This window comes from Novosphingobium album (ex Hu et al. 2023) (assembly GCF_022832385.1).
In the GTDB taxonomy this organism is placed as follows: domain Bacteria; phylum Pseudomonadota; class Alphaproteobacteria; order Sphingomonadales; family Sphingomonadaceae; genus Novosphingobium; species Novosphingobium album.
Genome location: NZ_JALHLE010000027.1, coordinates 41,304 through 64,460, shown reverse-complemented (window position 1 = coordinate 64,460; position 23,157 = coordinate 41,304). Strand labels below are relative to the sequence as shown.

The 23,157-nt window shown below is 61.7% G+C and carries 17 protein-coding genes; 9 read left to right on the top strand and 8 right to left on the bottom strand.

From position 1 onward, the window contains the following. Nucleotide 1 precedes the first annotated feature (1 nt). The 4 genes from MTR64_RS15855 to MTR64_RS15840 all read right to left on the bottom strand — a co-directional run bounded on the left by MTR64_RS15855 (nt 2) and on the right by MTR64_RS15840 (nt 5,096). Nucleotides 2-1,852 carry a right-handed parallel beta-helix repeat-containing protein gene (locus tag MTR64_RS15855; protein WP_243995395.1) on the bottom strand — a complete coding sequence of 617 codons (1,851 nt, stop codon included), beginning with the start codon at nt 1,850-1,852 and terminating at the stop codon, nt 2-4. Nucleotides 1,853-2,318: 466 nt separating this feature from the next. Continuing rightward, entirely contained in the window at nt 2,319-3,488 is a 1,170-nt protein-coding gene (locus MTR64_RS15850; RefSeq protein WP_243995393.1) for a glycosyltransferase family 4 protein, read from the bottom strand. A 67-nt stretch (nt 3,489-3,555) separates the two neighbouring features. Continuing rightward, nucleotides 3,556-4,758 carry a beta-ketoacyl-[acyl-carrier-protein] synthase family protein gene (locus tag MTR64_RS15845; protein WP_243995391.1) on the bottom strand — a complete coding sequence of 401 codons (1,203 nt, stop codon included), beginning with the start codon at nt 4,756-4,758 and terminating at the stop codon, nt 3,556-3,558. Then, on the bottom strand, nt 4,755-5,096 hold the full coding sequence (locus MTR64_RS15840) for an acyl carrier protein (RefSeq protein ID WP_243995389.1): 342 nt from the start codon (nt 5,094-5,096) through the stop codon (nt 4,755-4,757). The genes MTR64_RS15845 and MTR64_RS15840 overlap by 4 nt, the downstream gene beginning before the upstream one ends. 249 nt (nt 5,097-5,345) lie before the next feature. On the opposite strand from MTR64_RS15840, the gene MTR64_RS15835 reads away from it, so the two are divergent. Further along, nucleotides 5,346-5,747, top strand: a complete 402-nt coding sequence (locus MTR64_RS15835; protein WP_243995387.1) for an acyltransferase — start codon at nt 5,346-5,348, stop codon at nt 5,745-5,747. Between the two features lie 118 nt (nt 5,748-5,865). Here the strand turns inward: MTR64_RS15835 and MTR64_RS15830 are convergent, their stop codons facing one another. Both MTR64_RS15830 and MTR64_RS15825 read right to left on the bottom strand, forming a co-directional pair. Further along, nucleotides 5,866-7,077, bottom strand: coding sequence for a hypothetical protein (locus tag MTR64_RS15830; protein WP_243995385.1), 1,212 nt, complete (start codon nt 7,075-7,077; stop codon nt 5,866-5,868). Between the two features lie 145 nt (nt 7,078-7,222). Then, a complete protein-coding gene (locus tag MTR64_RS15825) occupies nt 7,223-8,326 on the bottom strand; it encodes an acyltransferase family protein (protein ID WP_243995383.1) in 1,104 nt (367 codons plus the stop codon). A gap of 44 nt (nt 8,327-8,370) precedes the next feature. On the opposite strand from MTR64_RS15825, the gene MTR64_RS21505 reads away from it, so the two are divergent. The 6 genes from MTR64_RS21505 to MTR64_RS15795 all read left to right on the top strand — a co-directional run bounded on the left by MTR64_RS21505 (nt 8,371) and on the right by MTR64_RS15795 (nt 18,669). Continuing rightward, a complete protein-coding gene (locus tag MTR64_RS21505) occupies nt 8,371-10,050 on the top strand; it encodes an O-antigen ligase family protein (protein WP_243995381.1) in 1,680 nt (559 codons plus the stop codon). Nucleotides 10,051-10,403: 353 nt separating this feature from the next. After that, nucleotides 10,404-11,810 (top strand): M20/M25/M40 family metallo-hydrolase, encoded by a 1,407-nt coding sequence (locus MTR64_RS15815; RefSeq protein ID WP_243995379.1) that lies wholly within the window; start codon nt 10,404-10,406, stop codon nt 11,808-11,810. After that, entirely contained in the window at nt 11,807-13,084 is a 1,278-nt protein-coding gene (locus MTR64_RS15810) for a metal-dependent hydrolase family protein (protein WP_243995377.1), read from the top strand. Before MTR64_RS15815 ends, MTR64_RS15810 begins: the two co-directional genes overlap by 4 nt. 128 nt (nt 13,085-13,212) lie before the next feature. Continuing rightward, complete coding sequence (locus MTR64_RS15805; protein WP_419144956.1) at nt 13,213-14,817, top strand: tetratricopeptide repeat-containing sulfotransferase family protein; 1,605 nt, start codon at nt 13,213-13,215, stop codon at nt 14,815-14,817. A gap of 130 nt (nt 14,818-14,947) precedes the next feature. Then, a complete protein-coding gene (locus tag MTR64_RS15800) occupies nt 14,948-17,344 on the top strand; it encodes a TonB-dependent receptor (RefSeq protein WP_243995375.1) in 2,397 nt (798 codons plus the stop codon). Nucleotides 17,345-17,397: 53 nt separating this feature from the next. Then, entirely contained in the window at nt 17,398-18,669 is a 1,272-nt protein-coding gene (locus tag MTR64_RS15795; protein ID WP_243995373.1) for an amino acid permease, read from the top strand. Here MTR64_RS15795 and MTR64_RS15790 read toward each other — a convergent pair. Next, nucleotides 18,666-19,262, bottom strand: coding sequence for a TetR family transcriptional regulator C-terminal domain-containing protein (locus MTR64_RS15790; protein ID WP_243995372.1), 597 nt, complete (start codon nt 19,260-19,262; stop codon nt 18,666-18,668). The genes MTR64_RS15795 and MTR64_RS15790 overlap by 4 nt on opposite strands. Before the next feature lie 36 nt (nt 19,263-19,298). On the opposite strand from MTR64_RS15790, the gene MTR64_RS15785 reads away from it, so the two are divergent. Both MTR64_RS15785 and MTR64_RS15780 read left to right on the top strand, forming a co-directional pair. After that, the gene (locus MTR64_RS15785; protein ID WP_243995369.1) at nt 19,299-20,465 is read left to right on the top strand and encodes an aromatic ring-hydroxylating oxygenase subunit alpha; all 1,167 of its coding nucleotides are present in this window, start codon (nt 19,299-19,301) and stop codon (nt 20,463-20,465) included. After that, on the top strand, nt 20,462-22,066 hold the full coding sequence (locus MTR64_RS15780) for a phytoene desaturase family protein (protein WP_243995367.1): 1,605 nt from the start codon (nt 20,462-20,464) through the stop codon (nt 22,064-22,066). Before MTR64_RS15785 ends, MTR64_RS15780 begins: the two co-directional genes overlap by 4 nt. 84 nt (nt 22,067-22,150) lie before the next feature. On the opposite strand, the gene MTR64_RS15775 is transcribed toward MTR64_RS15780, so the two are convergent. Then, complete coding sequence (locus MTR64_RS15775) at nt 22,151-23,134, bottom strand: zinc-dependent alcohol dehydrogenase family protein (protein WP_243995365.1); 984 nt, start codon at nt 23,132-23,134, stop codon at nt 22,151-22,153. Nucleotides 23,135-23,157: the final 23 nt, after the last annotated feature.

Below are 23,157 nucleotides of genomic sequence, written 5' to 3'. Positions count from 1 at the left end.
CTTACAGGATCAGATCGCTGCTGGTGAGACTTGTGACGCCCAGCAGTTCCAGGTGGAAATCGGCGATGCCGTCTCCGTTGGTGTCGCCCGCAATATAGGTGTTTCCGCCGGATACTTCGTAGCGAAGCTGACCTGCCTTGCCGGTGAAGTCGTGCGTGCCGATGAACGAGAACGAATCATCGGCAGACGTCAGGACATTCGCATCAAGGGCGGACAAGTTGATGCGCTCGCCTTGTGCCCGGCTGAAATCACCGATGATTTCGGGGGTGCTTTTCGTCGAGCCATCCAGATCGCCTTCGCGGAACACGAATGTGTCCTTGCCATCTCCGCCCCAAAGGATGTCCACTCCGGCGCCACCTTCTATCCTGTCGTTTCCGGCGCCACCGTAGATCACGTCGTTGCCATCTCCGCCTAGAATGCGATCATTTCCGGCATCACCGAATATCGTATCATTGCCGTCTTCACCTTTCAGGATGTCATCGCCATTGCCGCCATGGATCTCATCGTTCCCGCCGCCGGCCTGCACGGTATCGTTACCGTCCATTCCGTAGAAAGTGTCGTGGCCGTCGGTACCGATCATCCGGTTGTCGAGAGCGTTGCCGGTGCCGGTCAGTCCTTCGGCCGCCATGCGCAGAACTTCGACGTTATCGGTCAGGGTGTAATCGATCGCGGCATAGACCGTATCGATCCCAGCATTTGCCTCTTCGACCACAACGTCGCCCGTGCCATTGACATAATAGACGTCGGCGCCGCCCCCGCCGGCGAGTTCGTTGTGGTAGAGGCCGCCAGTCAGGATGTCATTACCGTCGCCAGCCGCGATGTGCGTATCGCCCAGATTGGTCACGCTCAGCCGGTCTGCGTCTGCGGTGCCGGTGACATAGGTGATCTCCGGCTGCGCGCTCAGCAAGGTGGAAAATTGCGTTTCCGCGATATTCACCAGGTCGTCACTTGTCAGAACGATGCTGGATGGCAGGATGGAGGCGATGTAGTCGGCATAGAGCGTCATCAGTGCGACGCCGCCATCGTAGATCGCATCGAGTACGGTGTTGGCGTAAAAAGACGACCCGCCGTTGGTTGCATCGGTGATCGTGGTGGCACTGTTGTCATGAACGGCGACGTTCTGGCTGTCAGCCAGCCGGATCCACGATGTGTTGTCACCGAGTGCAGTCACGATATTGTTGGCGATCGTGCCACCAATGATGTCTTCGGCTGCAATGCCGTTGCCTCGAGCGCCGATCACGACGTTGCCGGTGATCGTCATGTCTGTGTAATATTGGTCGCCCGCCTGATCCCTGATGAAGATGCCCTGGGTGGACTGTCCATCGGGGCAATAGATGACGTTCTCGCTGATCGTCACATTGTTCGATGCGGTGGTCATCGAGTTGGCCCACAGCTGAATCGCGTCGGGGTGATCGCCTTCTTGCGGATGGAAGTCGGTGAAGTAGTTGTTGCTGATTACGGTATCGGAATTGCCGCCGCCACGCACGCCGTCGGTGCGGATGTCGTGGAGGTAGTTGTCAGATATCGTCAGTCCCGTGTTGTTGAGAATGCTGACACCATGCCGGAGATGTGAAAATTCGGAGTTCGTGACGCTTACGCCGCTGCTCTCGCGGATCATGAAGGCGGTGACATCATAACCTGCATCGCCGGTCGGGCCGGTGACAGTGATGTTGTCGAAATGGATGTCTGACGACTGAAAGGTCAGCAGACTATATCCCGCCGACGTGGCAGGCGGTGTGAAATCGACATTGCTGATCGTGATGCCGCTGCTGCCGGTGATCTTGAATGTGTCGATCTGCGCGCGGTTGTCCGGATCGGCAGAAGTAATCGTGATGCCGCTCCCAAAATCCATGTTTTTGATCGTGAGCGAAGAGTAGTCTCCCGCAGCCAGTGAAATTGAATCACCGGCCTGGGCTTTTCCCAATGCTGCACTCAATTCGGCAACAGAACTAACAGAAAAAACCGTCATAAGATCCCCTGCGAGAAAATAGAGGCGGAGGGTTGCTCTATTTTCAGGCAGGTTACCGGGCGGGCATTGAGGCAGTCTTGCCCGTAATGGTTACCTTAAAATTTTGGATTTGTGGCCGTTTTTGGTCGTTTGCTTGCATTTTGCAGGCCGGTCTGGCGTTGTGGTCGATAGAAGATTCGGCGCGAGGTCAACGTTTTACGAGGAGGAGCGTTGCGCCAAAATCGCGTGAATTCGACGGCGGACCGGTAAGGCTGTGGCTGCTAAAAAAGTTAACCTGGATAATCGCGAAATGTGAATCCACGTGGAGAAAGGCGCGTCACGGTGCGTTCGTCGAAGGTTTTCTGCCGCCTCAGACCGCGCTGCCGGCCTTTGGGGAGACAGCGCCGGAAACATTCGCCGACGTCCGGGATGCCACGGTTTCGCGAATAGCGGTTTCGACCGATTGGCTCCAACAGGTCCAGTTGAGACGTTCCTCGAAATCCTTGCGTGCGGCGTGACACATGGCCTGATACCGTCCGGTGTCACGCCACAATGAGAGAATGCGATCAGCATAGGCTTCGGGTGACGTATCGAGCGGAAGGAGCAGGCCGGTGACATCGTCCTGAACGATCATCGCCACACCGCCGGTCTTGGCTGCCACAGCGGGGCGGCCGAATGCAGCAGCCTCGCAATACACGATTCCGTACGCTTCCTGACGGCTTGGCATGATCAGGAAATGCGCGCTCTGGTATAAATCGGTGAAGGTCTTGTAGGCGGCAGGATCGTTCTTGTTAATCGCGCCATGCACGATCACGCCGTCAAGGCCCCGCGCAGCCTTGGGCCGTGAACCAATGATGTGCAACTCCGTATTGCCCTGTGTGCGGCGATACAATTCACGCCAGATATCAAGCACCAGGGGGCCGCCCTTGCGCTCCCATGCATAGCCGACGAAAATCAGGCGTAAGGGGCCGGTTGCCGGCGGATTGGCAAAAGCAGGGACGTTGTCGATATTCGCCCCCAGCGGCGCAACGCTCACTTTGCCGGGGGGCAGATCATAGCGTTCGATGGCTTCCTCGGCGGCCCAGGACGACGCGACCAGCACGCGATCCGTGTGTGCGAGGAGCTTTCTTTGCAGATCATTGCCGGAGGCTTTCGCACGCGCGGTATAGCCGCGGTACTTGTGGTAATAATCCACCACTGTCCCATAAAGGGCATCCGCAACATAGACCAGCGGCCACTTCTGATCGATCAGAGCCAGCTTGTGGGCGGATCCCACGCCAACGACGGCATCGGGTTGGATGCGCTCGAGCGCCTCATTGATGATCCTCTGGTACAGGCAGGACACGAGCGGATTGCGCCGGACGGTCACACCGAAGTGTTCTGCGGCACCGAGCTTTTCCACGATCCGGTCGAGGCGCGGCGTGTCGACAACGTGAATGTCGGGAAAACGCTGCTGCAACGCCCTCAGCGAATACCACGGAATGCCACTCCAGGATCGGCGGGAGAGTGGGCTTGCAAGTGAAATGTATGCTATCCGCACGCCGAAACCGCCTCAAGTTCACCGTGTCCCGTCAACAGGTCAGTGTTAGCGTCCTGTTGCACGATGATCAGGCCCGGCCAAGAAGTAGAACAGCATTCAAGCCGCCGAAAGCGAAAGAATTTGACATGGCGACAGCGAATTCGTGCTTTCGCGGACCTTCAGGCACCATGTCGATGCCAAGATCATGGTCGGGTTCGGAACAGTTGGCAGTGGGCGGCAGCACTTGCTCGTAAAGGGCCATGGCGGTCAGAACGGCTTCCATTGCGCCGGTGGCGCCAAGGCTGTGCCCCAGCACCCCCTTGGTCGATGAGACGGGCGGCGGTGCATTGTCAAAAACCGCGCGAATGGCGGCGCTTTCAACCGCGTCGTTCATGGCTGTGCCGGTGCCATGCGCGTTGATGTACCCCACAGCGGCGGGCGTCAGGCTCGCATCGTGGATCGCCATGGCCATTGCTCGCCCGACGCTTTCCTGATCCGGCGTGGTCAGGTCGCGAGCGTCCGAATTGGCGCCGAAGCCGAGCACTTCCGCATAGATCGTGGCGCCGCGGCTGACCGCGTGATCCCACTCTTCGAGGACCAGCATGGCAGCCCCTTCGCCGAGCACGAGCCCGCTGCGATTGGCCGAGAATGGTCTGCAAGTGTCACTGGACAGCACTCGCAAGGCTTCCCACGCAAGCACGGTTCCCGGGGTAATGGGAGCTTCGGTGCCGCCGGCAAATGCCACGCGGCTCATACCGGAACGGACAAGGTTGAACGCCTGTCCGATCGCGTGCGTGCCCGATGCGCAGGCGCTGGTCACACCATATGCCAGGCCCTGCATTCCCAGGTGCATGGATACCTGGCTGGCTGGCGCGCTGCACATCTGCCTTGGCACCGTGAAAGGATGGGAGCGACGCGACTTTTCGCCGTAGAGACGCCAATAGCCTGACTCCATGGTTTCGAGGCCGCCGCCCCCTACTCCGACAATGGTCGCCGCAGACCGCAGGGCCTCGGTATCGGGGGGGATCCCGCTGTCGTCCAGGGCTTCACGGGCGGCCACCACGGCAAATTGCGACACGCGGTCCAGAGGGCCGACCTGCTTGCTGGTGAAGAAGTTTGCCGGGTCATAACCTGGAACCTGCGCAGCGACAGGGCAGGAGATCAACTCCTGCCGTTCGATGTGCACGGGACGAATGGCGCTGAGTCCCTGCTTGACCGCCATCCAGGTCGCAGGCACGTCCAGTCCCGCCGGCGAGACGGTGCCGCGCCCGGTAATGGCGACACGTTTCATTTGCCGGCCTTTTTCGCCAGTTCTGCTTCGACAGCTTTCACGATGTCGCCAATCGTCACCAGGTCCTGGGCCGCGCTTTCATTGGCGTTGAAGTTGATGTCGATGTCGAACGCTTCCTCGACTGCAAAAACGGTTTCGATCACATCGAGTGATTCGAAGCCCGCCTCGACCAGATTTGTCTCCGCCGTAAACTCTGCCGCATCGCGGCCCAGCTGTTGCGCGACAACTTCCTTAACTTGTTCGAGTGTCGACATTAGCCTCGTGCCCCCCTTGGCCGCACCGCTATAATTGTGCAAATGCAGCAAAACGTAAAGGATATTCAGGCGGCGTCTACCCATGATGTGCCGGTTTGGCAGTGCATCATCCCTCGCTATGCTTTTGATTCAGCAGTCTACAATTGATCGAAGCGGTTGACGCCGGAAAGTTGAGCGTGGAGTTGACGTCTTCAGGATTGGGCCTCGATGCCGATGCGGCCCCGAAGTTGTACGCAAGCGAAAGATCGATCGATGGCGAGCCTGAATAAGCTTCTTGGAATCCAGCGTCGCGTGATGCGAATGCGGATTGCGTTCCTCAACACTTTTTGGGGGATGAGCATTGATCCGACTGCGCGAATCTCGTTCTCGGCCAAGCTCGACACCACATACCCGAAAGGCGTTCACGTTGGCCGTCAGGCCTATATCGCGTTTGGAGCTACGATCCTGTGCCATGACATGACGCGAGCCCTTTACAAGGATACGCGTATCGGCCGTTACTGTTTTATTGGCGCGCGCAGTCTGATCATGCCCGGGGTTACTGTCGGCGACGAATCGATTGTTGCAGCCGGAGCAGTGGTGACGCGCGATGTCCTGCCGCGTTCGATCGTCGCCGGCAATCCTGCGACCGTAATTCGTTCGAACATCGAAGTCGGCCCCTACGGGCGCTTTCTTTCGGTTGGCATGTCCAAGGCGGACAGGGCGGCTCACGAAGCGGCGCTGGCGGCGGATCGCTAAGGGCATATTTGGGCCATCGCGCCTGCGCAGCAGCACGGCGGGAACTTGGGTGGTTTACGGATTTCGTCCGGAACGCAAGCCTACGGCAGTCGAAGATCCCGGCCCGCGCAGCGGTTGCTCAGGCAACCAGGGACACGGGCGCTTCAGGTTGATCTACCTTCTTGTGATTATAGGCCACCAGGATGGGCACGCCCAGATCGGCCAGGTCGTCCGTACCGCGAACGCGCCGGTTCAGCAGTTCGAACACAACCGAGATTTGCACGCCCAGGACGAGGCCGAGTGCTAGGGCGATGCCTCCGATCAGCGGTATCTTGGGGCGGACTGGTTTCGCGGGTGCTTTGGCCGGACCGATGGGCTTCAGACCAATATGGTTCGATGCGATCTTGCGTTTTAATTCGGACGTCTCGCTAGCCAGCGTTGTTGCCTGTTGCGAAAGAACGGAGACTTCGTTGGCGATCAGGCGGGCGGCCTGCAGCTTGCCGCGTTCTTCCAGAAGCCGGGTGGTCTGTGCCGTAAGTGCGCCGGCAGAGTCCAGATACTGTGGGGTAGCCCCGGAAGCAACGGCAGTTGCTGTCTGAGCCGCCAGAGCGGCGCGTTGGGATCGCAAGGCCAGAACGGTAGGGTGATTGGGGCCAAGCTGCATCTGCGCCGCGCTCAGGGCTGCGTCGATGCGGGCGATCTGGGCGAAATTTCCCTGATCGATCGCGGGACGGGCAGGGGTGTCGGTCCGGAGAGCCCGCTGATTGCCTGACAAGGCTCGCAGCGTGTTCTCGATGGCGTCGGTTTCGTCGTCAAACAGGTGAATGCCGTTCGCCTTTTCGAAATCGCGCTTGCGCTGGGCTGCTCGGTCCAGCGCCGCTACCAGTCTTGCGTTTTCCTCTTGCAGGGCGTCCAGCCTCAGGAGGTCCTTCTGGCGCCTCATTTCCAGCATTCGCGCAAGGTAGACTTCACGCACGGCATCCGCGCCTTTGCGGGCGTCTTCCGGCGTTTCCGCGTAGAACAGGATGTTGAAGTACATGCCGGTGCCATCCCACTCGACAACCGTCTGGTCTGCGATCGCGCGAGCGCTCGAGCGCAGGCTGCGGAGGTAGGCGGGGTCATTGGTGTTGCCGGCTGGAGGCGAAATGACGTAACCGAGCTTGAGGGCCACGGGCTCGCTCACGATCGGATCTTCGATGATCGCGGTCTGGGTATCTGCAAAATGCGACGCTACTGCTCGCGACATGGGTACGCCCTTGCCCGTGGCCGGGTCCGGCGAGGCGAAGTCGGCATGGACGCGCGCCTTGCCCTCGTAGGTCTTGGGAAGTCTGTATGCCACGGCCAGCGCCACGCTGACACTTGTCAGTGCGGCAAGAGCGATGGTTATCCAGTGCGCGCGGCAAATGCGGGACCAGTTCAAGCCAAGCACTGCACCAACCCTCTTTTCCTTACTGTGCAAGAGCGCACGTCACGTGGCATCGTCGAGGTGATCGCGCTCAGGCGGTCATTCTGTCAAGAAAAGGCATTCGGCGAAAGATGATGGTTTTTACCAGAATCGGACCGAACAACGCGCAAGGCAGCATGATCATCAGATAAACCAGGAAGAACGGGCCATTCCATGTCAAAAATCGGTCAAGGACAAATTTGCTTGAAAAAATGAAAAGAGTGTTGAGCAAATAGATCACGAAACTGTATTCGCCGATCCATTGCATGGCGCGATTGAAGCGGGGCCAGTTCCGCCTGCACAGGCCGTGAAGGAGGGCAAGTGAGGCAAGGCCACATGACAATATGGAGATATAATAGATTCGCAGCAGGCGGGTGCTGATCAGGACGATGGCGAAGGCTATGGCCGCCGGGATGAGGTAGTTGTCAACCATCCGGTTCCACCGCTCCGCTTCTGTCGCGGCAAGGCCGCCGACAAAGAAGAAGCCGCCATAGACGAACAGGCGGTTCAGATAGAGGAAGTCCAGGTCCGGTGTGGTCACCAGCGGCATGAGCGGAATGAAGATGATCGCCAGGTGCAGTGGATGGGGCAGGATCGGTCGCAGAACGACAGCCAGCGCGATGAGTTCAAAAAGAACCGCAACATACCACAGGAACTGTGCCGGGCTCTCGGTCGTGTGAAAAATCAGGCTGTCGGCGGCGTAAGTCAGAAATGCTCTCAGCAGGGCAGGCAATCCGCCCGTGCTTGTCACGCTGCGGGCCTCGCCTTCGACAACGAAGCTGGCAGCCACCAGCAGCAGGCCGAACAGTGCAAACGGTACCAGCAATCGATAGGCGCGTTGCACGAGATAGCCGCCAGGGTCCGCCAGCGCCTTGCGGTCTCCGCCAGTATAATAGAAAAGAAATCCGCTGACGAACAGGAAGAACGGCATGTGGAATGAGTATATTGCCGTCCGCAATACGAAAAACCATTCCGCACCCGGTGGCGCAGGAGCCACCAGCAGATGGCCGATCACCACCAGTATGATGCCAAGTCCCTTGCACCGGGTGAGATCATCGAGGCGAGGACGGGTGGTATTTGGGGAAGTAGGCGAAGAAGAAGTCTCTGTCACGGATTCTGCCTGCATGATTGCGCCGGCTGACAGAACACGGGGCACTCCTTTCATCCTACCTTTGCCATTGTGGCTCTATAGGTTACATCGTGAAAAGCAAGCGTCACGCAAGTGACTCCACGCGTCTTGCGCCTGCGATCGGCGCAAAAGAGGTTCCCGGTAAGATGGCCATGCAGCGAACGGTTCAATTCCAACTCAGACCGTCTGCCGGGAAGAAACGCCGCCCTTTCACGCTGTCCGGCTATCATGCGCCCGAACCGGGGGCGCTCGTCCGTCTGGCGATGCACTTCGCCGTAGTGATGGTCGCTGCGGGCATCGGGCTGGCGGTCGGCGGGCTGCCGTCAAACCTGATTGTGGTGCCGCTGCTCCCACTTGTCGCCCTGACACTGGTCATCATCTGGGTCCTTCCCGAGAACAGCCGCCCCCCGACCCGTTTCATGGGCGTCACGTTCTTCGCCTATTTCGTGGCCGTCGTGGTCTGGCCCTACTATCTCGCCATCCAGTTGCCGGGGCTTCCCCTGATCGAGATCCGGCGCTTGTTTATTGCGCTTTCAATTCTGGGTTTTCTGGTCAGCTATTCCATCTCGCAGCGCTTTCGTCAGGATCTTCTGGATATTTCCAGGACATCCTCCCGAGAGGTAAAGCTCATTTGGATATTCGTGGTTTTCCAAGCCCTGGCCGTGGTTTTTTCAGTCGACGTGAAGGGCTCGATTCCCACTTTCGTGAAGAACCAGCTCGGCTGGACAGCGGTGTTTTTCATCGTCGCCTATGTGATGTCGAAGCCCGGCAATATGGACCGGTTCGCGAACATTATTCGCTGCCTGGCCGTTTTTCTCGCAGTCTTGGGGTATTTCGAGCTTCGCAATCAGGGCCTGCTTTGGGCAAACCACATCCCGTGGTTCCTTAAGGTTAGCGATCCTGCCATGCAGAATCTTCTTTCCCCGATGTTTCGCGCGGGTGAATACCGGGTCGCGGGGCCGTTCTCGACATCGCTGTCCTATGCCGAATTCATGGCCATGACGATGCCTTTCTTCCTTCATGCCATGTTCGAAGGAAAGAAGTTGTACTGGCGTGCTATTGCTGTGCTGTGTAACATACTTGTGTTCTACGGAATTCTTCTTACCCAGGCGCGTGTGGGGATTGTCGGGGCATTGACGGCGCATGGCGTCTATTTTGCTGCGTGGACGATCAGGAAATGGCAGCAGGAACGCACTAACATCATTGCCTCGGTCCTGCTGTTCGTTATGCCGCTGGCGCTGGTGCTGTCCGCAGCCGCAGTTCTTACGGTTCCGCGCCTGAGGATCATGACACTCGGCGGCGGTGAGCATGCGGCCAGTACTGCAGGCCGCGTGGAACAGATGAAGGCGGCGATTCCGCTGATCATCAAGCGGCCCGTGGTTGGCTATGGGCCCGGTGAAGGCGCGGGTGTTCTGGGCTACCGCAATCCTGCCGGAGAGTTGTCGATTGACAGTTACATCCTGGCCGCAGCCCTCAATTATGGTCTTCTGGGCTTCATCGTGATGGCGGCAATGTACGGCATGTTTGCGTTCAAGGGGGTCCGGGTCGGGCAGGCCAGCAAGGGCGAAACGAGCCTTGCCATCCCGGCAGCGACCGGCATCGCCGTCTGGCTGGTGGCCAAGATCGTTCTGGCCCAGGAAGACAATGTCTCGGTTGTTTACATGTTCATGGGGGTCGTTGCCGGTGCTGCATACAGGGTCCAGCAGAACGCCGGGTCCGGCAAATCTCCGGCAATGCGCCGCTGGCTTTGATCCCATGTCCGTCCGGTGGCGGCTATGCTGGCTCGAACGGTGTAGCCAGACTTCCGCGGCGTGGGCCATAAACTCCTGAACGGCACGGCAAGTTTGCCGTCTGGCGTCAATCCCAGACAAGGCCTCCTCTCCGCTGGCGTATGCTTCTGGCAAGCAGTCCGTAACAGCCCGCCGGTTGGCTCCCGCCCGGGGCGGGTTAGGCCTCGTGGTGGCTGTCAGCCGGAGTTGCCGCGTTCTCACCGACCATGTGCGGTTTGTTCGCGTTGGCTCCCTTGCGATCGCCTGATTGCGCGGTAAGCTTTCCTGACCGGCAGGCCGTCCGGCCGCTGCCCGGCCATTCAAGGAAAACGTAAATGCGCTTCGGATCGCTTCCCGTGCTCGTGTTGACACCGGCTCTTCTCCTGTCCTCGCCATGCCTGGCCGCGAAGGCATATCCAGAGGCAGAAAAGCAGGTTCTGGAGCTTTCCAGGCAGGCTATCGCCCTGCGCTCGGTGCAGGGGGAGGGCAACAAGACCCCTGAAGTGGCAGAACTGTTCCGCGACGCGCTGATCAAGGGCGGCTGGGCCGCCAACGACATCGAGATCGTCCCGTACAAGGATACCGCCTACCTCATCGCCAGCTGGCCGGGCAGTGATCCGTCTCTGAAGCCGGTCGTGGTTTCCGCGCACATGGACGTGGTCGAGGCCAGGCCCGAGGATTGGGAGCGCGATCCATTCACACCGGTGGTGGAGAACGGCTATCTCTATGGCCGCGGCGCCAGCGATACCAAGTTCGACGCAGTCCTGGCGATGGAAGCGATGATGGAACTGCGCCGTCAGGGCTTCCAGCCCAGGCGCAGCCTCGTGATCGCCTATTCGGGCGACGAGGAGACCACGATGGACACCTCGAAGCTGATCGCCGAGCGGCTCAAGGATGCGAAGATCGTGCTCAATGTCGATGGCGCCTCGGGCACGCTGTCGGAAGAGACCGGCAAGCCGCTCTACTGGAGCTGGCAGGGCGGCGAGAAGACGTACATCGATTACAAGATCGAAATCACCAATCCCGGCGGCCACAGCTCGATGCCTCGCCTCGACAATGCCATTGTCCAGATGTCGCAGGTGCTGGAGCGGATCGGGCACTACAACTTCAAGCCGGAACTCAATGACATTACCCGTGCATACTGGACCGAGGCGGCAAGGCTGGAACCGGATGCCGAACTGGCCGCCGCGATGAAGGCCTTTGTGGCCAATCCCGCTGATCCCGGTGCGCTCGAGGTGCTGCGTGCCAATCCAGCCATGGTCGGCCGGATCGCGACGACTTGTGTGCCGACCATGATCTCGGGCGGTCACGCCCAGAATGCGCTCCCGCAGGGCGTCTCGGCGAACATCAATTGCCGCGTCTTCCCGGGCCACTCGCGCGAGGAGATCATGGCGGAACTGGAGAAGGTGGCCGCCGAACCGGCTGCGAAGTTCTCCGATGTCACGGGTGATGACTCTGTCATGGCTCCCGCCTCGCCGATGGATCCGGAATTCGTCGCGGCCGTGACCAAGGCGGTGAAGGCGGCCTGGGGACCGGTTCCGATCATTCCGATGCAGTCATCGGGTGCTTCGGATTCGATGTGGTATCGCGCGCTTGGCGTGCCCAGCTATGGTGCGAGCGCGACGATGATCAAGGAATCGGAGGACTTTGCCCACGGCCTCAACGAGCGCGAGCCGCTGCTCAACATCCGCCCGGGCATCACCTACTACCTCAGCCTCTACAAGGACCTTTCCGCGAAATGAGGCATTCGGCACCTGTCGTCGCGCTGGCTTTGGCGCTGGCTGCCGCACCGGCGTCGGCACGGCCGCTTTATGTGGAAGCCGGGCACCTGCTGGATGTAGCAAGCGGGCAGGAAAAAACCGGGCAGTGCATCCTCGTCGAGGATGAGCGCGTCGCGAAGATCGAGCCCTGCGGTGAGACGCCGGCGGGTGCCAAGCGGCTCGACTGGTCGGCCTATTGGGTGCTGCCCGGCCTGATGGATCTGCACACGCATCTGGCCGATACCGGCCAGAGCGCGGACCTGGCCGCGCCGCTCAACACTTCGCCTGCCGCTACTGCGCTGATCGGGGCGCACAATGCCCGCCTCACGCTCGATGCCGGTTTCACGACCGTGCGCGATGTCGGCACGTATCGCGGGTTGACTGATGTTGCGCTACGCGATGCGATTGCCGCTGGTCATGTGCCGGGGCCACGCATGTTCGTGGCAGGCGCCTACATCACCATTCCCGGCGGTGGAGGCGAACTCAACGGCGTGGTTCCCAATGATCAGCTCCCGCCCGACATGCGGCTGGGCGTCGTGAAGAACGCGCAGGAGGCTCACGACAGGGCCGAATACCTGTTCGATCACGGGGTGGATTTCCTCAAGCTGATCGCCACGGGCGCGGTGTTGGCGATCGGCACCGAGCCGGGCCAGCCGGAACTGACCGGGGACGAGATGCATGCCGCCATAGAGGTGGCGAAGGCGCATGGCAGCTATGCGACGGCGCACGCCCATGGTGCCGAGGGGATCAAGGCGGCCATCCGCGCGGGTGTGCGCAGCATCGAGCACGCCAGCCTGATTGACGACGAGGCGCTGCGCATGGCCAGGAACGCCGGCGTCTGGCTGGTCATGGATATCTACAACGGCGACTACATCAACGATGTCGGCACAAAGGAAGGCTGGCCGGAAGAATACCTGCGCAAGAACCGCGAGACCACCGAGACCCAGCGCGAGGGTTTTGCCAAGGCAGTGAAGATGGGCGTCAGGCTGGCCTATGGCACGGACTCGGGCGTCTATCCGCACGGGCTGAACGGGCGTCAGTTCGCTTACATGGTGCGCTACGGCATGACGCCGCTTCAGGCGATCCGCGCGGCGACGATCGATGCCGCCACGCTGATCGGCCATGACAAGGAACTGGGCTCCATCGCCACCGGAAAATTTGCCGACATGATCGCCGTCGAAGGCGATCCCCTGCAGAACGTGCGCGTGCTGGAGAGCGTGGCGCACGTGATGAAGGGCGGAGACGTGTTGAAGTGAGCGCTGCAGCGACACTGCCGGACTTGCGCGAGGCGGTTGCGCGCGATCCGGCCAACGCGGCCAAGCATCGGTTGCTGGGCCGGGCCTTGCGGGCGATGGGCCGCGACGGGGAAGCCGAGCTGTCGGAGATGGCCGCTATCCGGGCGTCGGTCCACGATCCGATGATGATCGCCATTGCCCGGGCCATGCTCGAAAACGATCTGCCCACGGCGGAACCCTTGCTGCGCCAGCGGTTGAAGCAGGATCCGTTCGATGTCGCGGCGATTCGGCTGATGGCGGAACTGGCTGCGCGGATCGGCCGTTACCGGGATTCCGAAACGCTGCTGCGCCGGGCCCTCGAACTGGCGCCTGCCTTCGCCGCGGCCCGCGCCAATCTGGCGACTGTGCTCTACAAGCAGCATCGCTTTGCTGAGGCAGTGGGGGAACTCGATGCGGTTCTGGCGGCGGGGGAGGTCGATGCCGGCAAGCTCAACCTCAAGGCGGCCGCGCTGGGACGTATCGGCGGCTATGACGAGGCGATGCGCATCTACGCCGAACTGACCAGGACTTTCCCTGACCACGCCAAGCTGTGGATGAGTTATGGTCACATCCTCAAGACCGTGGGCGATCAGGCCGAGGCCATCGCCGCTTACCGGCGGGCGCTGGAGATCGAACCGGGGCTGGGGGAAGTCTGGTGGAGTCTGGCGAACCTCAAGACGGTGCAGTTCGGTGATGCGGACGTTGAGGCTATGGAAGCCGCGTTGGAAAGCGCTGAGGGTCTCTCGGATGAAAACCGGCTTCATCTGCACTTCGCGTTGGGCAAGGCCTTCGAGGACAGGGTAGAGCCCGCCAGGTCCTTCGTGCACTACGCCGAGGGCAATCAGCTGCGCAGCATGGAAATCAAGCACGATCCCGATGCCATCGCTGCGCAGGTCGATCACGTTATCGAGACGCTGACACCGGCGTTCGTCTCCGAGCACATGGGGCAGGGGGATCCCTCGCCCGATCCCATTTTTGTCCTTGGGCTGCCGCGCGCGGGCTCGACGTTGATCGAACAGATTCTGTCCAGCCATTCGCAGGTCGAAGGGACCATGGAATTGCCGGACATCCCGCAGATGGCCATGCGCGAGGCGCGCGAGGCCGGCGGCAAGCGGCAGGACTGGATAGACGCGCTGGCGGGCATGGAGCCGGGCAGGCTGGCGGAGCTCGGCGCCGAATTCCTCGACCGCACGCGCATTCAGCGCAAGACGGACAAGCCATTCTACATCGACAAGCTGCCCAACAACTGGGCCTACCTCGGCTTCATCGCGCTGATCCTGCCGAATGCGAATATCATCGATGCACGGCGTCATCCGCTTGATTGCTGCTTTTCCAATTTCAAGCAGCACTTCGCCAAGGGGCAGGGCTTCTCCTACGATCTGTCCCACATCGGGCGCTATTACGCCGACTATGTAAGGGCGATGGCGCACTATGAGCGGGTCATGCCGGGGCGCGTTCACCGGGTCGTCCACGAACGTCTTCTCGATGATCCCGAAGGCGAAGTGCGCAGCCTTCTGGCCTATCTGGGCTTGCCGTTCGAAGAGGCTTGCCTGCAGTTCCACACCAATACGCGCGCGGTCCGCACGGCTTCGAGCGAACAGGTGCGGCGTCCGATCAACCGCGATGGCGTGGGGCAGTGGCGGGCCTACGAAGCCTGGCTCGGTCCGCTCAAGGACGCGCTGGGGGATTTGCCTGAAGCATACGCGGAGCGCTGACGGCACGTCCCATCAATGTGGCAGAAATGTCATAGGCCGTGTGGCTCGGCACTGGCGGTCTGCCAAAGCTATTGTCATTACAGCGAATTTATGGCGCCTTCCCGATCAAGCAATGTACAGGGGGTTTCTGATGGCGTCGTCGCGTCTGGTTTGTTGTCGCAGTGCAGTTGTCGCGCTGCTGGGGTCCACCGCTCTTGCTGCAGCCCAGCCCGCGCTCGCCCAGGGCGCTTCGGCCGATGCCGATGAAGGCGACGTGATCTACGTCACCGCGCAAAAGCGTACCGAGAACATGCAGAGCGTGCCGATCGCGATCACCGCTCTTGGCAACGAGAAGCTTGAATCGCTGCAGGTCAAGGACATGCAGGATACGGTGAAGTTCCTGCCTTCGGTCACCATCCAGACCACCCAGCCGGGCTTCAGCCAGATCTATTTCCGTGGCGTCGCCTCGGGCGAGAATGCCAACCACTCGGGCCCGCTCCCGACTGTGGGCACCTATCTCGATGAAATGCCGATCACCACGATCCAGGGCGCGCTCGATATTCACGCCTACGATCTGGCGCGCGTCGAGGCGCTGGCCGGGCCGCAGGGCACGCTCTACGGCGCGAGTTCGATGGCGGGCACGGTCAAGATCGTCACCAACGCACCTGACTACACCGATACATACGGTGGTGCGGATCTGGAGCTGAACTCGGTGGCCCATGGCGCCATGGGCGGCGTCGCCGAAGGTTTCATGAACTTCCGGCTTTCGGACCGTGCCGCCTTGCGCGTGGTGGCGTGGTACCGGCATGACGGCGGCTATATCGACAATATCTACGGCAGCCGCACTTATCCGAGTTCGGGTATCACCCAGGACAACGCGGACTACGTCAAGAAGAACTACAACGATGTCGATACTTACGGCGGCCGCATGGCGCTGGGTATCGAGCTTGACGACAACTGGACGCTGAAGCCGACCCTTATGGGCCAGATCCAGAAGACCAAGGGCAGCTTCGCGCAGGAGCGTTCGACCGCGGTCACCGGGAAGCTTCAGACCGTTCAATACAACCCGGAGTGGAGCAAGGACGAGTGGTATCAGGCTGCTCTGACGGTCGAGGGCAAGCTGGGCAACTGGGACCTCGTGGCCACCGGCGGCATCCTCAACCGCAAGGACTATACCGACGCGGACTATTCGGACTATTCGTATTTCTATGACGCCCTTTACGGTTCGGGCGCCTATTTCTACGACAACAATGGCGATCTGGTCAGCCCCAACCAGTACATCCAGGGCAAGGATGTTTATCACCGGCAGTTCGGTGAAATGCGCATCAGTTCACCGCAGGACAGCCGCCTGCGCGTGATCGCAGGTATGTTCTACCAGCGCCAGTCGCACCTGATCGAGCAGAACTACATCGTCGATAACATCGCCGATTCCATCATCGTGCCGGGCACGGCCAGCGACATCTGGCTGACCAAGCAGAAGCGCATCGACCGTGACTATGCACTCTTCGGCGAAGCCAGCTTCGATCTGACCGACCAGCTGACAGTGACCGGGGGACTGCGCGCCTACAAGTACAAGAACTCGCTGGTCGGCTTCTTTGGGTACAGCGACGGCTATTCCAGCCGGACCGGCGTGGCTGCCTGCTTTGACGACGCGATCGTCAGCGGGACGCCGTGCACGAACCTGGACAAGGTGACATCGGATACCGGCGTCATCCCCAAGATCAACCTGACCTACAAGATCACGCCCGATGTGATGGTCTATGCGACGTGGTCGCGCGGCTTCCGTCCGGGCGGCATCAACCGGCGCGGGACGCTGGCGCCTTACGGGCCGGACAAGCTCGACAACTATGAGTTGGGCTGGAAGACGCAGTGGGGTCCGGTTCGCTTCAATGGTGCGGTCTATCAGGAGGACTGGAACAACATCCAGCTTTCGTTCCTCGGCGAAAACGGCCTGACCGAAATCCGTAACGCCGGTGTCGCGCGCATTCGCGGTATCGAGTTCGATCTCGGCTACCACAAGAACGGCCTCACGCTGAGCGCCGGCGGCAGTTACAACGATGCAACGATCCGCAAGGATTTCTGCCTTATCGCCAATTCCAGCTTCGACTGCACGCTGCCCGGTGCCGATGGCGCCGATAACGCCTTGCTCGCACCGAAGGGCTCGCGCTTGCCGACTACGGCGAAGTTCAAAGGCAACGCCATTGCCCGCTACGAATTCCCCGTCGCCTCGTGGGACGGGCACATCCAGTTCGCGGTCAATTACATCGGCAAACGGCGCAGTGACCTTCGCCTTTACGAGAATGCGCTCAAGGGCGAATTTGGCGCCTACACCACGGCCGATGTCAGCATCGGCGTGAAGAATGACCGGTACCGGGTCGAACTCTTTGCCACCAACCTGTTCGACAGCAACGGCGTGATCGACAGCGCGGTGCAATGCCTTGAAACGACGTGCGGCGATCCTGACGGTGTCAGCGCGACTGGCGGCGTATTCTACGATTACGTTATCAAGCCGAGAGTGATCGGTCTGAAGGTTGGTGCCGACTTCTGAGCTCGCTGGCGGACATTGAGCCGTTGAAAACAGCGGAGTGCGCAGGGGCCGGGGTGGCCACGGGGGGACGCCTCGGCCTCGTTGCGGCAACGGCGCTGGTCATGGGTAACATGATCGGTTCGGGGGTGTTCCTGCTTCCGGCCAGTCTGGCGCCCTATGGCTGGACCGCGGTGATCGGCTGGATTGCGACGACGGCCGGCGCCATGGTGCTGGCCTATGTCCTGACGCGCCTGACCAGCGCCTTGCCGAAAGCCGGAGGGCCTGCGGGTTTCGTGTCCGCCGCCTTCGGGCATTCCGCCGGGTTCTTCATCAGCTGGATCTATCTGGTCTCGATCTGGACGGCGGTGGTCACCATTGCCGTTGCCGCGATCAGCTATCTTTCGAGCATGGTTCCGGCGCTCGGCAACTACCCGGCCTTCGCGGCGATCGTGCTGCTGTGGCTGCTGGCGCTCGTCAACATGCGCGGGGTGCGGACAGCGGGCGGCTTTCAGGTGGTGACCCTCGCGCTGAAAATCCTGCCGCTGCTGGTCGTGGCCGTGCTGGCGGTGATCGTGCTTTGGGGTGGGCATGCTGCACCTCCGGCTTTCGTTCCCGGACAGGTCACGTTTCACGCGGTCAACGGCGCAGCCAGTCTGACCTTGTGGGCCTTGCTGGGATTTGAATCGGCGAGCGTCGCGGCGGCGAAAGTCGAGCGGCCGGAAGTGAACATAGCCCGCGCGACCCTTTGGGGGACGGGGCTTGCCGGCGTGCTCTATCTGCTGGTCTGTTCCGCGATCGGACTGCTGCTGCCGCCTGATGTCGTGGCCCAGTCGCCAGCCCCGTTCGCGACGTTCGTGACACGATTCTGGTCGCCGGAGATTGCCGGGCTCATTGCCATCTTTGCCGTCATCAGCTGCGTCGGCGCCGTGAACGGCTGGACCTTGCTGGAAGCGGAGATGGTGCGTGACATGGCGGCCCGGCGGATGCTTCCCGAGTGGTTTGCGGCGGTGGATGGACGAGGCACTGCACGCCGGGCACTGTTGATCTCGACGGTGATCGCCAGTCTCTTCGCGGCGATGAATACCAGCCGTGCGATGCAGGCACTTTTCGAGTACCTGCTGCTGTTGTCGACCTCGGCCGCCCTGTGGCTCTACCTCGCCTGTGCGCTGGCAGCGTTACGTCTCGGTGTAGCCCGCATTCCCGCCCTGATCGGTGTGCTCTATTCGCTGTGGACGCTGTGGGGCGCGGGGCTTGCCGCCAGCGGGCTGAGCTTCGTGCTGATGGTGCTCGGGCTGCCGATCTGGCTCTGGCTCAAACACCGCAAGCCAGTGGCGGCCAATCTCTAGCCAATCAGGCAGTCCAGCCACTTTTCGGCGAGCGCTTCAGCTTCTTCCGGCGTGAAGGGGGCCTTGCCCAGGCTCAGTTCCAGCCACAGTCCGTCGATCAGCGCGGTCAGCGCGACGGCGGGCAGGCGTGTATCAGTGAGGTCTGGGCGGAACGCGCGGATGAGATCCTCGATTCCGCTGCGGAACTCGCCGTAGATCTCGTTGTGGAGTGCCCCGATCGACGGATCGGCGGGCGTCATGCTCCAGAATGCCAGCCAGGTGCTCAGCAGTTCAGGATCGGCGATCGGGGAGCGGAAACTGGCGTTGAGATAGGCAAGCAGCCGGTCACGCGGATCATCGCCCGCCTGCGCCACGGCATCGGCGAGCGCCGCCTCAACGCGGTTGCTGGTCCAGCGGTAGGCCTGAGCAATCGCATCGCCCACGCCGGAAAAGTAGTGCCGCAGCAGGCCGGGGGAGACGCCTGCCAGCGTGCAGATCGAGCGCACCGATGTGCCGCCTACGCCGTTGATCGCAAGGCACCGCGCGGTCGCCTCGATCAGGCTCTGGCGGCGCTCGTCGGGATCGGCGCGACGGAAGGATTGATGCTCGCTCATTACCTTGTTATACGATCGTACAACAAGGAGTGAACATTGGCAACGCAGGTCGCACAGATTGCCGGAAACGATCCGCTTGAAGGCTGGAGCCTGCCGGCCTGGATCTATTCCGATCCAGAGTTCTTCGAGGTCGAGAAGGAGCGCGTCTTCGCGCCCAGCTGGCAGGTCGTCTGCCATGTGAGCGACATTCCCGAACCGGGCGACTGGCACACGCTGGATTATATCGGCGAAAGCGTGATCGTGACGCGCGGCCTTGATGGCGAAGTGCGCGCCTTCACCAATGTCTGCCGTCACCGCGGATCGCGCATTGTCGATGGATCGCATGGTTGCGCGAAGAAGCTCGTGTGCCCCTACCATGCATGGACCTATGAATTGGACGGCCGCCTTTCCGGTGTCCCCGACAGCGCCAGCTATCCCGATTTCGACCGCGCCAGCCACGGGCTCGCCAAAGTCGATGTCGAAATCTGGCGCGGCTTCATCTTCGTGCGCCTCGTCGATGACGGCGGCCCGTCCGTGGGGCAGATGATGGCGCCTTACGAGGCAATGGTAGCGCCTTATCGCTTCGAGGAACTGAAGGCGCTGGGCCGCGTGACGATGCGCCCGCGCACGGTCAACTGGAAGAACATCGGCGACAACTATTCGGACGGCCTCCACATCCCCGTTGCCCATCCCGGCCTGACGCGCCTGTTCGGCAAGGGGTACGGCATCGAGGCGGAGCGCTATGCCGACCGCATGTGGGGCGATCTTGTCGATCAGCCGTCCGCGAACTGGTCCGAGCGCCTCTACCAGAATTTGCTGCCGCCGGTTCCGCACCTGCCTGCCGACAAGCAGCGCCACTGGGTCTATTTCAAGCTCTGGCCCAATGTCGCCTTCGACATCTATCCCGATCAGGTCGACTTCATGCAGTGGTTGCCGGTCAGCCCGACCACCAGCCTGATCCGCGAAATCAGCTATGTCCTTGACGACGACCGGCGTGAGATGCGGGCCGCGCGCTATCTCAACTGGCGCATCAACCGGCAGGTCAATGCCGAGGATACCGCGCTGATCACCCGCGTGCAGGAAGGCATGTCCTCGCGCAGCTTCACGGTCGGCCCGCTGTCCGACAAGGAAGTGTGCCTGCGCCATTTCTGCAAGCGCATCCGTGAAATCATCCCCGAGGCCCGCCGCGAGACGCGGCCCGCCCCCGGCTGGAGCCAGGCATGACTACGAAGTACGACGCGATCATCATCGGCGCGGGCCACAACGGCCTTGTCTGCGCCTTCTATCTTGCCCGCGCGGGGTTGAAGGTCCGGATCGTCGAGCGGCGTGACGTCGTTGGCGGTGCGGCGGTGACCGAGGAATTCCACCCCGGTTTCCGCAATTCGGTCGCCAGCTACACGGTCAGCCTGCTCCAGCCCAAGGTTATCGCCGACATGCGGCTTGCCGATCACGGCTACCGCGTGATCGAGCGCCCGATCTCCAACTTCCTGCCACAGGAAGACGGCGGCTATCTCAAGCTCGGCGGCGCGCTGGAGCGGACACAGGCGGAATTCCGCCGCTTTTCCGCGCACGATGCCGAAGTGTTGCCCGCCTATTACGACGCGCTGGAAGGCGTCGCCGAAGTGCTGCGCCACCTCGCCCTCAAATCCCCCCCGAATGTCGGCGACGGCATTCGTACCTTGATCGCCGGAGCCCTTCAGGGTCGCAAACTGGCAGGTCTTCCGATCGAGGCGCAGCGCGACGTGCTGGACTTGTTCACCAAGTCCGCACGCGCGCTGCTTGACGGCTGGTTCGAAAGCGAAGCGGTGAAGGCCGCGTTCGGGTTCGACGCAGTGGTGGGCAACTATGCCAGCCCGGACACGCCGGGCAGCGCCTATGTCCTGCTGCACCACGTCTTCGGCGAAGTGAACGGCAAGAAGGGCGCCTGGGGCCATTCGGTCGGTGGCATGGGCAACATCACGCAGATCATGGCCAGGGTGTGCCGCGATCTGGGCGTCGAGATCAGCCTCGAAAGTCCGGTCGACAAGGTGCGGGTCGATGGCGGCAAGGTGGCGGGTGTCCGCCTCGAAAGCGGCGAGGAAATCGCGGCGCCGCGCGTGATCGCCAATGTCGGGCCGAAGCTGCTCTACGGGCGCATGGTCGACAGCGCCGACATGCCTGCCGATTTCGCGCGCCGGATGAAGAGCTTCAAGGCGGGCAGCGGCACCTTCCGCATGAACGTGGCGCTGTCCGAACTGCCGCGCTTCACCTGCCTGCCCGAGCCGGGCGAGCATCACCAGTCGGGCATCATCCTGGCGCCAACGCTAGACTACATGGACCGCGCTTTCCTCGATGCGAAAGTCCACGGCTGGTCGAAGGCGCCGATCGTCGAGATGCTGATCCCTTCGACCATCGACGACAGTCTCGCGCCCGAAGGTCAGCACGTCGCCAGCCTGTTCTGCCAGCAGTTCGCGCCAGAACTGCCCGACGGGCGCGACTGGGACGATGAAGAGGACAAGGCCGCCGATACGATCATCGACACGGTGGAGGCGCATGCGCCGGGCTTCCGGGCCTCGATTCTCGGCCGTCAGGTGCTCAGCCCGAAGGGGCTGGAGCGCAAGTTCGGCCTGATCGGCGGCGACATCATGCATGGCAACATGACGCTCGACCAGCTCTGGTCCGCGCGTCCGATGCTGGGTCACGGCGCCTATCGCGGGCCGGTCAAGGGGCTCTACATGTGCGGTGCAGGCACGCATCCGGGCGGCGGCGTGACCGGCGCACCCGGCCACAACTGCGCGCATGAAGTGCTGGCCGACAAGGGAGGCTACCGCCGTTTTCGCGCGTGAGCTGCGGCGGTCACGCCGCCGCAGGAACTGGCGCACTCGCCATGCACGGGTGGCTTTCGGGCGCGAGGTAGAGCCAGACCAGCGTTAAACGGTGACCACGATCTTGCCGATTTGCCGGTTGCTTTCGAGGTGGCGGTGCGCTTCGACAATGTCGTCAAGGCTGAAACATCGGTCGATCACCGGGATCAGCGTGCCATCGGCAAGGCCTGAGCCGACATAGTCAGCCAGCCGGTGGCGGCTGGCGGCGTCACGAACCAGCAGGTCGGCGGAGAATCCGCGCAAGGTCAGGTTCGCCAGCATGAGCGGGGGCAGGGCCAGCGTGCACTGATATCCGGCGAGCATGCCATAGATGATCACAATTCCCTGTGGGGCCATCGCCGTCAGCAGCGCGGAGAGTGGCTCGCCGCCCACCGCGTCGAAGGCAACCTGCGCACCCTGACCGTTTGTGATCGCCATGATCCGCGCAGGCACATCCTCCTCGTCGCTGACGATCACATGGGTGGCGCCCAGTTCCGCGAGCGCGCTGGCCTTGTCCCGGCCACGCGTGATCGCGATGGGCACAGCGCCTTCGCGCAAGGCAATCTGGATCGCAGCCAGTCCCACCGACGAGGATGCGGCGTTGATGACCACGAACTGGCCTGCCGAAATATGCGCAACTTCGACGAGAGCATAGGCCGTGCCGTACTGCATCCAGCTTGCCGCCGCCTGTTCCAGTGTGATGCTTCTGGGTACCGGCACCAGCAGGTCCGCGGGATAGAGCACTTGTTCGCCGTGCGTGCCGTAGTCCTCCATGGACTGACCGAACAGCGCCGCCACCCGGTCCCCCGCGCGCCATTGCGTCACGCCTGTGCCAACGGCGTCGACAGTGCCCGCCATCTCGTACCCGATGCGCGCGGGGAATGTGACCGGTCCGAACTGGCCGCTGCGGTACAGTGTCTCCACCCGGTTGAGACCGAAGGCGCCCACGCGCACCCGCACTTCCCCGGCTCCGGGCTCGCCAACGGGGACATCGTCGATTTGCAGAACCTCGGGGCCACCGAATTCATGGAAGCGGACAATGCGGGCCATTCAGGTTCTCCCCTCAGATACCA